Source organism: Salmonella sp. SJTUF15570, assembly GCF_043357055.1.
Lineage (GTDB): Bacteria > Pseudomonadota > Gammaproteobacteria > Enterobacterales > Enterobacteriaceae > Salmonella > Salmonella enterica.
The window spans coordinates 52565-65719 of the sequence record NZ_JBEUKJ010000002.1; the positions used below are offsets into that span (position 1 = coordinate 52565).

Consider the following 13155-nt stretch of genomic DNA (forward strand, 5'->3'; position numbering starts at 1 on the left):
ATAGAATGATGATTACTCTGCGCAAACTCCCACTGGCAGTTGCTGTCGCAGCGGGCGTAATGTCCGCTCAGGCAATGGCTGTCGATTTCCACGGTTACGCCCGTTCCGGTATTGGCTGGACGGGAAGCGGCGGCGAACAACAATGTTTCCAGGTGACCGGTGCACAAAGTAAATACCGTCTTGGTAACGAATGTGAAACCTATGCGGAACTGAAACTGGGCCAGGAAGTGTGGAAAGAGGGCGATAAGAGCTTCTATTTCGACACCAACGTCGCCTATTCGGTTAACCAGCAGAACGACTGGGAATCGACCGATCCCGCCTTCCGCGAAGCGAACGTGCAGGGTAAAAACCTGATTGAATGGCTGCCGGGCTCTACCATCTGGGCCGGTAAGCGCTTCTATCAGCGTCATGACGTACACATGATCGACTTCTACTACTGGGATATTTCAGGTCCTGGCGCGGGTATCGAAAATATCGATCTGGGCTTCGGTAAGCTTTCACTGGCGGCGACCCGCTCTACTGAAGCGGGCGGCTCTTACACCTTCAGCAGCCAGAATATTTATGATGAAGTAAAAGATACCGCTAACGACGTCTTTGACGTACGTCTGGCTGGTCTGCAAACGAACCCGGACGGCGTACTGGAGCTGGGCGTTGATTACGGTCGCGCCAATACGACCGATGGTTATAAGCTGGCTGATGGGGCATCGAAAGACGGCTGGATGTTCACCGCCGAACACACGCAAAGCATGTTGAAAGGCTATAACAAGTTTGTCGTGCAATATGCCAGCGATGCCATGACCACGCAGGGTAAAGGCCAGGCGCGCGGTTCCGACGGTTCTTCATCTTTCACTGAAGAATTGCCTGATGGAACCAAAATTAATTATGCCAATAAGGTCATCAATAATAATGGCGATATGTGGCGTATTTTGGATCATGGCGCCATCTCGCTTGGTGATAAATGGGATTTGATGTACGTCGGTATGTACCAGAATATCGATTGGGATAATAACCTGGGTACTGAGTGGTGGACCGTGGGCGTACGTCCAATGTACAAGTGGACGCCAATCATGAGTACCCTGCTGGAAGTCGGCTACGACAACGTGAAATCTCAGCAGACCGGCGATCGTAACAATCAATATAAAATCACCCTGGCGCAACAGTGGCAGGCGGGCGACAGCATCTGGTCGCGTCCGGCTATCCGTATTTTCGCCACCTACGCGAAATGGGATGAGAAATGGGGCTATATCAAAGACGGCGATAACATTTCCCGTTATGCCGCAGCGACTAACTCCGGCATTTCCACCAACAGCCGTGGCGATAGCGATGAGTGGACCTTCGGCGCCCAGATGGAAATCTGGTGGTAATACGATGGTCATCTGACGTAACGAGGGGCGCAAGCCCCTCTGAAACATCAGGTCTGATGATGCTTGTAAGCCGAATAAGGCGCCAGCCGCCATTCGGCGATATGTTTGGGTTGGCGCGCTATTGCCTGGCTACCGCTGAACCCGCCTTATTGAGGTGAGAATAATGAAAATGAAGAAAAGTCTCGTCGCCCTCTGTTTAACCGCAGGGCTGTTCGCCAGCGTGCCGGGTATCAGCCTGGCGGAAGTGAACTATGTACCGCAAAATACCAGCGCCGCGCCCGCTATTCCTGCTGCTGCGCTACAGCAATTAACCTGGACGCCTGTAGATCAGTCAAAAACGCAGTCTACCCAACTGGCGACGGGCGGCCAGCGCCTTGACGTCGCCGGCATTACCGGCCCGGTCGCCGCTTATAGTGTTCCGGCGAATATCGGCGAGCTGACATTAACTCTGACCAGCGAGGTCAATAAGCAAGCCAGCGTTTTTGCGCCAAACGTGTTGATTCTTGACCAAAATATGACGCCTTCGGCGTTCTTCCCCAGCAGTTACTTTACTTATCAGCAGCCGGGCGTCATGAGCGCAGACCGGCTGGAAGGCGTGATGCGCCTGACGCCTGCGTTGGGGCAGCAGAAACTCTATGTTCTGGTGTTTACGACCGAAAAAGATCTTCAGCAAACTACTACGCTGCTCGATCCGGCAAAAGCCTATGCCAAAGGCGTCGGTAACTCTATCCCGGATATTCCCGATCCAGTTGCTCGCCATACCACTGACGGCGTGGTGAAACTGAAGGTGAAAACCAACAGCAGCTCCAGCGTATTGGTCGGGCCGTTGTTTGGCTCGTCCGGTACCGGGCCGGTAACGGTAGGCAATACCGCCGCGCCGGTCGCTGCGCCAGCGCCAGTCGCGCCGAAGAAAAGCGAACCGATGTTGAACGATACGGAAAGCTACTTTAATAAAGCGATTAAGGATGCCGTAGCGAAAGGCGACGTCGATAAAGCGCTGAAACTGCTTGATGAGGCCGAACGTCTGGGATCGACATCTGCCCGTTCCACCTTTATCAGCAGTGTAAAAGGCAAGGGGTAATTGTTTCCCCACAGTGCTGATTTTGCAGCAACTGGTGCGTCTCCTGGCGCACCTTTTTTTGTCATTTCATGCGAATTGTTATTTTTTTGTTGCGCAACAGATCACTTAATTGTGATTGCGCCCCCCGTAATGTCTTTTCTGAGATACAATGACTTTAGGTTATGAATCGGAGAGTAAGGCATGTCACACCCTGCGTTAACGCGACTGCGTGCGCTGCGCTATTTTGATGCGATTCCTGCGCTTGAACCCCATTTGCTGGACTGGCTGTTGCTGGAAGATTCTATGACTAAACGTTTTGAGCAGCAGGGAAAGCGGGTAAGCGTGACGCTGATTCGGGAAGCGTTTGTCGGCCAAAGTGAGGTCGAGGAAGCATCAGGTTTACTGCCATCCGAGTCCCGCTACTGGTTACGTGAGATACTGCTTTGCGCTGACGGCGAGCCCTGGCTTGCCGGACGTACCGTGGTACCGGAATCCACGCTGTGCGGACCTGAACAGGTCTTACAACATCTGGGTAAAACCCCGCTTGGACGTTATCTATTTACATCATCGACACTGACCCGCGATTTTATTGAAATTGGACGCGATGCAACGCTGTGGGGGCGCCGCTCTCGACTGCGGTTGAGCGGAAAACCGCTGTTGCTTACCGAGCTTTTTTTACCTGCATCGCCGCTGTACTGAGAGGAAGATAAAGATGGAGTGGAGTCTGACGCAGAGTAAGCTGCTGGCGTTTCACCGTTTGATGCGTACAGATAAGCCTATTGGCGCGTTGCTGCTGCTCTGGCCGACGCTTTGGGCGCTATGGGTGGCGACGCCGGGTATGCCTCAGCTGTGGATTTTGGCGGTTTTTGTCGCTGGCGTGTGGTTAATGCGCGCGGCGGGCTGCGTGGTGAATGATTATGCCGATCGTAAATTTGACGGACATGTAAAACGTACGGTCAACCGACCTTTACCCAGCGGCGCCGTGACAGAGAAAGAAGCGCGCAACCTGTTTGTGGTGCTGGTGCTGCTGGCGTTTCTGTTGGTGCTGACGCTGAACGCCATGACGATTCTGCTTTCCGTGGCGGCGCTGGCGTTGGCCTGGGTTTATCCCTTTATGAAACGCTACACCCACCTGCCGCAGGTCGTGCTGGGGGCCGCTTTCGGCTGGTCAATCCCCATGGCGTTCGCCGCGGTGAGCGAATCCCTGCCGTTGAGCTGCTGGCTGATGTTCCTCGCCAATATTCTCTGGGCGGTGGCTTACGATACGCAATATGCGATGGTCGACAGAGATGATGATATCAAGATAGGCATTAAATCGACGGCGATCCTGTTTGGTCGTTATGACACATTGATTATCGGGATTCTGCAGCTTGGCGTCATGGCGTTAATGGCGCTGATCGGCTGGTTGAATGGTCTGGGATGGGGATATTACTGGGCTGTGCTGGTGGCGGGCGCGCTGTTTGTCTACCAGCAAAAACTGATTGCGAACCGTGAGCGTGAAGCCTGCTTTAAAGCCTTTATGAACAATAACTACGTTGGCCTGGTGCTATTTTTAGGGCTGGCGATGAGTTACTGGCACTTCTGATGTCATGCCGGGCGAACCCGGCCTGCAAAGCCAAAATTTTCAATACGTCATATCAGTCGCCCGATGAGCTTACGCCATCGGGCATTTCAGGCACTGGCTTACTCGCCCTGCGTCGCGCTTTCAATCGTCAGACGGACATCAGAGGTAATCAGATCGGCAAGCATCTGATATATCTTCATCGTTTCTGCCGGTTCGGCATCGCCCGTATCACTGATATAACCCTCATCCCGTAGCGTCAACACGAGTGAACTGAACACCGCTTTGTCGAAAAACTCCGGCGCGTTAATACCGTGCAGGACAGACAGACGTTGCGCCACGGTACGGCTTTCTTTCTCCAGCGTACTGCGGTTGATGGACGGATTGGCGCTCAACAGCCAGAACGTAATGGCATAACGCTGTAGCGTTTCACGCGCGCCTGCCGCCAGCAGTTGCAGCGTACGGGAATGCGTCGGGTTGATATGCAGTTCATCATCCTGCAGGGTAATTAGCCCCTGACGCTGCATTTCACTGGCCAGCGCGTCAATGACCGAGGCTAACTCCTCGCGCTCCCAGCGCAGGAACAGCTCCGCTTTTAACATCGGATAGAGCGCTTCAACATGCTGCTGCAACGCATCACGCGAAATGCGACGATGCTGGGTGATAATCGCCGCCATCAGCGAAGGCATAATCAACATATGCGCGATATTGTTACGATAGTAGGTCATCAACACCGCCTGCTCGCGCGGCAGAATGATGATATCGCCAATGGTGTCTTTCTCGACCTCAAACTTATTCATCTGCAGCGCGTGAGCGATGAGCTCGCCAGCGCTGGCGGCAGGAACGGTTGAGTCTGTGGAATAAGGGACATTGCGCATCAGATCGAGATAGCAATCAAGCTGCTCGGTGAGCTGCTCGCGGGTGAGCGAGCGCTGACGCGACGCTAACAGCGCGGTACAACACAGGTTCATCGCGTTTGCCGCGCCAGCGTTGTTAATACGCACCATCAGATCGGCGGCGATACTATTTACCGTCGGCGTCAGCCAGGCTGGGCGTATGGCCTCTATAGGGTCGATAGATTCGCGCCACTCCGGCACATGCTGGTTCAGGTACGTCATGAGCGGCATCGGTTCGCCAAAGTTAACGTAGCCCTGACCCAGATTGCGCAGCTTGCTCAAGCCTTTCAGCATCTGCGGCAGGCTCTCTTTCTCTTTTGTCGCGCCGCGCAGTTCTTTCGCATAGGTGCCCACTTCCATGACGTGCTCATAGCCGATGTAAATAGGCACTAACGTAATTGGACGGGTACCGCCGCGCAGCATCGCCTGGATAGTCATCGACAGGGTGCCGGTTTTCGGGTCTAACAAACGTCCGGTACGCGAACGTCCTCCTTCGACAAAATACTCAACCGAGTAACCGCGGCTGAACAGCTCGCCCAGGTATTCGCGAAAGACGGTGGAATAGAGTTTATTCCCCTTAAAGGTGCGACGAATAAAGAACGCGCCCAGACGACGGAAAATCGGGCCAGCGGGCCAGAAATTAAGGTTAATACCGGCGGCAATGTGCGGCGGAACCAGCCCCTGATGGTACAGCACATAAGAAAGGAGCAAATAGTCCATATGGCTGCGGTGACAGGGCACATAGACGATTTCATGCCCGTCGTGCGCCAGTTGGCGTACGCGCTCGGCGTTATGCACGTTAATCCCCTGGTACAGTCGGTTCCAGGTAAACCCCAAAATCCTGTCGGTCAAACGAATCATCTCGTAAGAGAAGTTCGCCGCGATCTCTTCCATCAGCGCAATGGCGTTTTGCTGCGCTTTTTCATGAGAGATTTTTTTACTGCGCGCTTCGTCTTCTACCGCGCGGGCGATCGCTTTCGAGGCCAGCAGTTTGTTAAACAGATCCTGACGGGCGGGCAGGCGTGGGCCAACCGCCGCCAGGCGCTGGCGGGCAAAGTGCATACGCGCCACGCGAGCCAGCTTCTGCGCGATGATTTTATCGGTGCCGTGTTCATCAGCCATGCGACGCAATGAGACGGACGGCGAGAATCGGACAAAGCTATCGCGACCCAGCCAGGAGATGGCAAAGAATTTCTGTACGCCGTTCAGCATACGTAAAGGCGGGTTATCTTCTCCCTTTTCACGACCCGGCGCGCGGCCAAACATCACGGAAACGGGCACCATCTGCACGTCCAAAGCCGGATTACTCCGATGCAGATCGAGATAATCGTGAAAAAGTTTCACCGACTCTTCTTTTGGCGTGTAATAGGTAAAGACACGCGGTCCGCCGTGAATAAATACATAGCGTGGCAGCAGCGCGCCGTCGATCTCCAGCGGCTCCAGCGGATCCGGGAGATCGTGCGCCAGACATTGCGCCCGCAGCGTCAGTAAGTCCGCTTTTGAGTTGTATGGCAAGACATACATAATGGGGCGAGAAGTATCGAGCCCCAATTCCTGGGCGGGTTCCGCCGGAATAGACTTGCTTTTTACCAGTATGCTTAATGGTAAATTCAGTAATTTGTAGTAAATTCGTGGCCAGCCGGACATAAACGATGTAAAGCCTCTGGTTAATAATGCAAATGCGGTGCAAGGATATCAGAAAGTTTAGCGAATTTCTGTTGTATCCCGTCATACTTCGCGCTGCGTTACGGCAGTCCGAATCGTGCAGGGCAACCGTATAATGTCATTGACGTTAATAATGTAAAAAGGTTCTTTTGATGGCCAATAATACCACTGGATTCACCAGAATTATCAAAGCGGCAGGATATTCCTGGAAAGGATTTCGCGCCGCATGGACTCACGAAGCGGCGTTTCGCCAGGAAAGTATCGCGGTATTGCTGGGCGTCATCATCGCCTGCTGGCTGGATGTGGATGCGATTACCCGTGTGTTATTGATAGGTTCCGTTTTACTTATCATGATTGTTGAAATCCTCAACAGCGCTATTGAAGCGGTCGTTGACCGCATCGGTTCTGAATACCATGAGCTTTCCGGCCGTGCGAAAGATATGGGATCGGCTGCGGTGCTACTGTCTATTTTCGTTGCCCTGATGACCTGGGGCATCCTGTTATGGTCACATTTTCGATAAAGGTTCCAAATTTTATAAATCTCTTGTTTTTTGCGCCGTTTGTGGTTCCAAAATCACCTTTAACTGTATATACTCACAGCATGACTGTATATACACCCAGGGGGCGGAATGAAAGCGTTAACGGCCAGGCAACAAGAGGTGTTTGATCTCATCCGGGATCACATCAGCCAGACAGGTATGCCACCGACGCGTGCGGAAATCGCGCAGCGTTTGGGGTTCCGTTCCCCAAACGCGGCGGAAGAACACCTTAAAGCGCTGGCGCGCAAAGGGGTGCTTGAAATCGTTTCCGGCGCATCGCGAGGTATCCGTCTGTTACAGGAAGAAGAGGACGGATTACCGCTTGTCGGGCGTGTCGCGGCGGGTGAACCGCTTCTGGCGCAGCAGCATATTGAAGGCCATTACCAGGTCGATCCTTCACTGTTCAAACCCAGCGCCGATTTCCTGCTGCGCGTGAGCGGTATGTCGATGAAAGACATCGGTATTATGGATGGGGATTTGCTGGCGGTACATAAAACGCAGGACGTCCGTAATGGCCAGGTGGTTGTCGCTCGCATTGACGATGAAGTGACAGTAAAACGCCTGAAAAAGCAGGGCAATAAAGTGGAGCTGCTGCCGGAAAACAGCGAGTTTACACCGATAGTGGTGGATCTGCGCGAACAAAGCTTTACGATTGAAGGGCTGGCGGTAGGCGTCATTCGCAACGGGGAATGGTTGTAGTCTCTTTTTAATCTCCTTGTAAGCCGTCATCCGGCAATCGTGCAGCCTGATGGCGCTGCGCTTATCAGGCCTACGGGAATGCAGTTCCTGAGATGATTAATTTGTAGGCCGGATAAGGCGTTACGTCGCCATCCGGCAATGCGCTCGTTTCGTTTAACTCCTTGTCAGGCTTTTCTCCATGCCGCTTTTTACCTCCTCTGATAAAGCTCTCTGGCGTCTCGCGCTGCCGATGATTTTTTCTAACATCACCGTCCCCTTACTGGGGCTGGTCGATACGGCGGTGATTGGTCATCTGGACAGCCCGGTTTTCCTGGGCGGCGTGGCGGTGGGCGCGACTGCCACCAGCTTTCTTTTCATGCTGCTGCTATTTCTACGTATGAGCACCACCGGCCTAACGGCGCAGGCATTTGGCGCCAAAAATCCGCAGGCGTTAGCCCGGGCGCTCATTCAACCGTTATTGCTGGCGCTGGGCGCTGGCGTGATGATTGTGCTATTTCGCACGCCGCTTATCGAGCTGGCTTTACATATTGTCGGCGGGAACGACGCTGTCCTGGTGCAGGCGAGACGCTTCCTTGAAATTCGTTGGCTAAGCGCTCCCGCGTCACTGGCGAATCTGGTACTGCTCGGTTGGCTGTTAGGCGTTCAGTATGCGCGGGCGCCGGTTATCTTGTTGGTCGTGGGCAATATTCTCAACATCGCGCTCGACCTGTGGCTGGTGATGGGACTTCATATGAACGTGCAGGGCGCCGCCCTGGCGACGGTCATCGCAGAATATGCCACGTTACTGATCGGCTTTATGATGGTACGTAAAGTTCTCCATCTCCGCGGTGTGTCGCTGGATATGCTAAAACAGGCCTGGCGCGGCAACGTGCGCCGCCTTTTGGCGCTCAATCGCGATATCATGCTGCGCTCATTGCTTCTTCAGCTTTGTTTTGGCGCAATCACGGTGTCAGGCGCGCGGCTGGGCAGCGATATTATCGCGGTAAATGCAGTCCTGATGACCTTACTCACCTTTACGGCCTATGCGCTGGACGGTTTTGCTTATGCGGTGGAGGCGCACTCCGGTCAGGCTTACGGCGCGCGTGACGGTAGCAAGCTACTGGACGTCTGGCGAGCAGCGTGTCGTCAGTCAGGAATTGTGGCCTTGTTGTTTTCCACAGTCTATGCCCTGGCAGGCGAACATATTGTCGCGTTACTGACCTCATTGCCGCAAATACAGCTACTGGCGGATCGGTATCTTATCTGGCAGGTGGTATTACCGCTGGTGGGCGTATGGTGCTATCTGCTCGACGGTATGTTTATTGGCGCGACGCGCGCTGCCGAAATGCGCAATAGCATGGCAGTCGCCGCGGGAGGATTCGCGCTGACGCTCTTCGCCCTGCCGGTATTAGGAAATCATGGTTTATGGCTGGCATTAACCGTGTTCCTGGCGCTTCGCGGTCTGTCGTTGAGCCTTATCTGGCGTCGTCACTGGCGCGAGGGTACATGGTTTGCCAGATCGTGACGGTTAAAAATTCTGAATATAAAACCGAAGGCCGAATTCCTGCCTACAATTATTATCACGTCCAGCAGAAATTGCAGTGCATTTGGGCGAATAACACCTGCTATTCCTAACCGAATGATGAGGACAAGATGATGAATAAAGACGAAGCCGGCGGTAACTGGAAACAGTTTAAAGGTAAAATGAAAGAACAATGGGGCAAACTGACCGATGACGATATGACCGTTATCGAAGGTAAACGCGACCAACTGGTAGGTAAAATCCAGGAGCGTTACGGTTACCAGAAAGATCAGGCGGAAAAAGAGGTTGTTGACTGGGAAACCCGTAACAACTATCGCTGGTAATATGTTTTCCCCTACCAGGAGTACATGGATGTGCTTCCCACTGTTTGCTTATGAATGCGGGCGTGCCCCTCTCTACTGCCGCCCGTTTTTCCGTTCAGGCTAACGCGGTTTTTTCTTCACCAGCACCGAGTGGTCGTGACCACAGTCGCCCGGATGGCGACACGCTTCCACTTCTACGCACTCAGGGCACAGACCGTGCGCCTCAATAACGTTATGTCGTAGCGCAAAGCCCATTTTAGCCGCCAGCGTATGCATGATGTCTTCCACGCCCTCGGCACACTCTTCCTTCACCACGCCACAACGATCGCAGATAAACATGGCCGAGCTGTGCGTCGGCTGGTCGAACAGGTGGCAAACCACATAACTATTGGTGGATTCCACTTTATGGACAAAACCCTGTTCGAGCAAAAAATCCAGCGCGCGGTAGATGGTGGGCGGTTTGGCCTGTGGTTCCGTTTCGCGCAGCAAATCGAGCAAATCGTATGCGCTGATGGCACCCTGTTGCAGACTCATCAGGCGCAGCACTTCGAGGCGCTGAGGCGTCAGGCGCACGTTGCGCTGCGCGCAGAGTTTTTCAGCTTGCGCCAGTAACTCTTGCGTTGTGGTCTTTTCCATGTAGCACCTCGAATGGCATGAAAGTCTAATCCGTTACTTTACCACGAGCTGCTTAAAACTCTGAAATTACCCCGCGACAATATATCGCCTGCTAAGCTTTTCCGCGCCAGTATTCTCATCTATACATAATGAGGGTCGATATTATAACAACAGGATTTAACATCACTATTTCACAGCAATAGTTCGCCTCTGTCCGGTAAAGCGTGGCGGAGGGATTACTTCACTTGATAATAAGATGGGCTAACTGTGAACAAAAACGTCAAACTTTCACTGATTGCTATCGCGGTCTCGCTTTTTATGGCAAAGCAGGCGAGCGCCGCCAATACCTGGACGGAAGCGCGTAATGACGCAATGGGCGGGACGGGCGTTGCGTCCGCGAATTATGGCAGCGGAGTACTGTTAAATCCGGCGTTACTGGCAAAAGCCAAACCGGAAGACAATATCACTGTTGTCCTTCCTGCGGTCGGCGTCCAGATTACGGATAAAGACAATCTCCAGGATGAAATTGACGATATCAGCGATAAAGTGGATTACTACGATGAGGTCGTCGATAACCTTACGCTGGGGCAAATTCTGCTCAATCCGCGAGGCGTGCTGAATCAATTTCAGGGCGCCGCGCGCGACCTGGCCGATGAGCTGGAATATCTCAACGGAAAAACCGCCCGCGCCAATGCCGGCGCCGGGTTGGCGGTAAGTATTCCAGGGCAAACGCTTTCCGTGGCGTTTATTGCCAAAGGTTATGCGCATGGGCGCGTCAGTTCGTCCATTGATCAGAACGATATTCAGTATCTGCGCGATATCCAGCATGATGAACGTGTTGCGCTTCGTGAAGCAGGACGCGCTGCTTTGCTGGGGTCTGACGAAATTACAAAGCATTTAAACTCTACCGCGTCGGGGCGGGTAGCGATTGTATCTGACTACGGTATTGCGCTGGCGAAGCAGTTTGTGGTGGGCGAGGTGCCTGTTTCCATTGGCGTTACGCCAAAACTGCAAAAAACCTGGCTCTATAACTACACCACCTCAATTTATAACTACGACAGTAGCGACTGGAATAGCAGCCGTTATCGCAATGACGATACGGGTTTTAACATTGATGCGGGGCTTGCTGCCGATATCGGTGAAAACTGGACGTTGGGGCTGAGCGGGCAAAATCTGGTATCTCGCGATATCGATACGAAAGATATTTACATCACTAATGGTATGACGGGAGAAACCACCAACTACAAAGATACATACCAAATCCGCCCCCTGGTTACCGCGGGCATCGCATGGCATAACGATTTGCTGACCGTAAGCGCCGATGGCGATCTGACGGAAACGAAAGGCTTTAAGAGCGAAGACAATTCACAGTACGTGGGTGTCGGCGCTGAAGTTCGACCGTTGTCATGGCTGGCGGTGCGCGCAGGGTATCGTGCGGATGTGAAAAATAACGATAGCAATGTGGTTACCGGCGGTCTTGGCTTTGCGCCCTTTAACCGTGTGCATCTCGATTTAATGGGACTGTACGGCGAAGATGAAACCTGGGGGGCAGGCGCGCAGCTTACAATGACATTCTGAGGTGCTTTCACCGGAGGCGCTACGCCTCCGGTTTAGCGTTATGCTATAGTAACGCCCCTTTTTTAACCGGATGCTTATTTATTCGCCATGCAGCCTGAAACCCAGTCCTCCGCTTTTCCTGCTTATCGCTTCTCCATCGCGCCTATGCTCGATAGGATGTACCGTTTTTGAAAAACAAGTAGTTATACACTTTGTGGGAGCCTATTGGGAACCTGTTCTTCTTAGAAAGCATCATTTGCTCATCACTTCAATTGACCTAGCGTAGGTGAAGACTTTAAGATTGTAGAAGGCGGATGCGGTTGCATTTGCCAGAGCTTGACGATGTTGTTTGGATGAAGGGTGTATTGATGCTAAATGTAAGGTTTGATTCAGAAAAGGCTTTAGAGGCCATTCTGTACGTCGCCTCTAAAGCACCGATCCCAGATATCTATCATGTCGGAAAAATTCTTTATTATGCTGACAGGTTTCACCTTGAAAGTTTTGGACGCCTCATAACGGGCGATCACTATAACGCTATGAAGGATGGGCCTGTAGCAAGCAACACATACGATATTATAAAAATTGCTCGTGGAGATGGACGTTACATTCCTAATGGTTGTGATGTCGATTCTGTGCGAAAAGCATTTTCTGTATCAGGTATGACGATTGTGCCGAGCCGTGAAGCTGATGAAGACTTTTTTAGTGACTCAGATTTAGAGTGTATTGATAAGTCTATCGCGATGCTTGGAAACATGTCCTTTGAAGCTATCAGAACCATGAGCCATGACGCGGCATGGGAACAGGCAGATCACAATGGTGAGATGTCTTTGGAATCGATAGTTGCACAGCTAAAAAATAGCAAATTAATACTGGATTATCTGAAGAACGGATATTGATACTTATGCTGGGTGATTGTTTCCCTCCTGATTTTAAGGCTAATTTTAGTCGTGAAAGAGGTATATCACCCGGTGATGTATTGTATCTTCATTGTGATTTTACGACCCCACCTAAAGTAAAATATATGGTGGTTGTTTGCTGTGAACCTCTTTTAGTTCTTCTAATAAATTCAGATATAAATGAATTTATTAAGAGAAACAATGATCTTATGGCTTGTCAGGTCGAAATTAATAGAGAGGACCATGATTTTCTTAAATGGGACTCATTTGTTAATTGCATTGAGGCTCATGCTGCTTTCGATCTTGAAATTATTAAAGAGAAAATAGCCATCCAATATGGTGACGTGCTAAAAGGTCGCATTACAGATCATTGTATGAGACAAGTTCGATGTGCAGTTGAGATATCTAAAACTATGGTTAAACGGCATAAAAAACTGATACTCGCTGCTCTTCAACATTATGAATAAACCCATCTTTGG

Annotated in this window: 14 protein-coding genes and 1 pseudogene; 13 read left to right on the forward strand and 2 right to left on the reverse strand. The window is 51.9% G+C overall.

The genetic code is table 11. The features are described from left to right. The first annotated feature begins 5 nt into the window (after positions 1 to 5). The 4 genes from ABVN44_RS03730 to ubiA all read left to right on the forward strand — a co-directional run bounded on the left by ABVN44_RS03730 (position 6) and on the right by ubiA (position 4009). A complete protein-coding gene (locus ABVN44_RS03730) occupies positions 6 to 1364 on the forward strand; it encodes a maltoporin (RefSeq protein WP_023232172.1) in 1359 nt (452 codons plus the stop codon). A gap of 163 nt (positions 1365 to 1527) precedes the next feature. Next, positions 1528 to 2445, forward strand: a complete 918-nt coding sequence (gene malM, locus ABVN44_RS03735; RefSeq protein WP_000782497.1) for a maltose operon protein MalM — start codon at positions 1528 to 1530, stop codon at positions 2443 to 2445. A 180-nt stretch (positions 2446 to 2625) separates the two neighbouring features. Beyond that, positions 2626 to 3123: a chorismate lyase gene (gene ubiC / locus ABVN44_RS03740; RefSeq protein WP_000019230.1), complete on the forward strand. Its 498-nt coding sequence runs from the start codon at positions 2626 to 2628 to the stop codon at positions 3121 to 3123. 13 nt (positions 3124 to 3136) lie between these two features. Continuing rightward, a complete protein-coding gene (ubiA, locus tag ABVN44_RS03745; protein ID WP_000455249.1) occupies positions 3137 to 4009 on the forward strand; it encodes a 4-hydroxybenzoate octaprenyltransferase in 873 nt (290 codons plus the stop codon). A 98-nt stretch (positions 4010 to 4107) separates the two neighbouring features. Here ubiA and plsB read toward each other — a convergent pair whose 3' ends face one another. Continuing rightward, positions 4108 to 6528 (reverse strand): glycerol-3-phosphate 1-O-acyltransferase PlsB, encoded by a 2421-nt coding sequence (gene plsB / locus ABVN44_RS03750; RefSeq protein ID WP_000017360.1) that lies wholly within the window; start codon positions 6526 to 6528, stop codon positions 4108 to 4110. Positions 6529 to 6698: 170 nt separating this feature from the next. Between plsB and ABVN44_RS03755 the strand changes: the two genes are divergently transcribed. The 5 genes from ABVN44_RS03755 (at position 6699) to ABVN44_RS03775 (ending at position 9629) form a co-directional block, all read left to right on the forward strand. Further along, on the forward strand, positions 6699 to 7067 hold the full coding sequence (locus tag ABVN44_RS03755; protein ID WP_000002900.1) for a diacylglycerol kinase: 369 nt from the start codon (positions 6699 to 6701) through the stop codon (positions 7065 to 7067). Positions 7068 to 7175: 108 nt separating this feature from the next. Further along, the gene (lexA, locus tag ABVN44_RS03760) at positions 7176 to 7784 is read left to right on the forward strand and encodes a transcriptional repressor LexA (RefSeq protein ID WP_000646079.1); all 609 of its coding nucleotides are present in this window, start codon (positions 7176 to 7178) and stop codon (positions 7782 to 7784) included. Between the two features lie 178 nt (positions 7785 to 7962). Beyond that, positions 7963 to 9288, forward strand: a complete 1326-nt coding sequence (gene dinF / locus ABVN44_RS03765) for an MATE family efflux transporter DinF (protein WP_001128112.1) — start codon at positions 7963 to 7965, stop codon at positions 9286 to 9288. Then, positions 9285 to 9398 carry a hypothetical protein gene (locus ABVN44_RS03770; RefSeq protein WP_001575282.1) on the forward strand — a complete coding sequence of 38 codons (114 nt, stop codon included), beginning with the start codon at positions 9285 to 9287 and terminating at the stop codon, positions 9396 to 9398. Before dinF ends, ABVN44_RS03770 begins: the two co-directional genes overlap by 4 nt. A gap of 21 nt (positions 9399 to 9419) precedes the next feature. Continuing rightward, positions 9420 to 9629, forward strand: a complete 210-nt coding sequence (locus ABVN44_RS03775) for a CsbD family protein (protein WP_001030592.1) — start codon at positions 9420 to 9422, stop codon at positions 9627 to 9629. Positions 9630 to 9728: 99 nt separating this feature from the next. Here ABVN44_RS03775 and zur read toward each other — a convergent pair whose 3' ends face one another. After that, a complete protein-coding gene (zur, locus tag ABVN44_RS03780) occupies positions 9729 to 10244 on the reverse strand; it encodes a zinc uptake transcriptional repressor Zur (RefSeq protein ID WP_023231879.1) in 516 nt (171 codons plus the stop codon). Between the two features lie 246 nt (positions 10245 to 10490). Here zur and ABVN44_RS03785 point away from each other — a divergent pair, with 246 nt between their 5' ends. The 4 genes and pseudogenes from ABVN44_RS03785 (at position 10491) to ABVN44_RS03800 (ending at position 13143) form a co-directional block, all read left to right on the forward strand. Next, positions 10491 to 11801 carry a conjugal transfer protein TraF gene (locus tag ABVN44_RS03785; RefSeq protein WP_001039335.1) on the forward strand — a complete coding sequence of 437 codons (1311 nt, stop codon included), beginning with the start codon at positions 10491 to 10493 and terminating at the stop codon, positions 11799 to 11801. Positions 11802 to 11888: 87 nt separating this feature from the next. Next, a pseudogene (locus tag ABVN44_RS03790) lies at positions 11889 to 11954 on the forward strand (hypothetical protein); the annotation flags it as partial. Positions 11955 to 12094: 140 nt separating this feature from the next. Further along, complete coding sequence (locus tag ABVN44_RS03795) at positions 12095 to 12676, forward strand: Panacea domain-containing protein (RefSeq protein WP_001535325.1); 582 nt, start codon at positions 12095 to 12097, stop codon at positions 12674 to 12676. A 5-nt stretch (positions 12677 to 12681) separates the two neighbouring features. Then, positions 12682 to 13143, forward strand: coding sequence for a hypothetical protein (locus ABVN44_RS03800; RefSeq protein WP_000900143.1), 462 nt, complete (start codon positions 12682 to 12684; stop codon positions 13141 to 13143). The last annotated feature ends 12 nt before the right edge of the window (positions 13144 to 13155 follow it).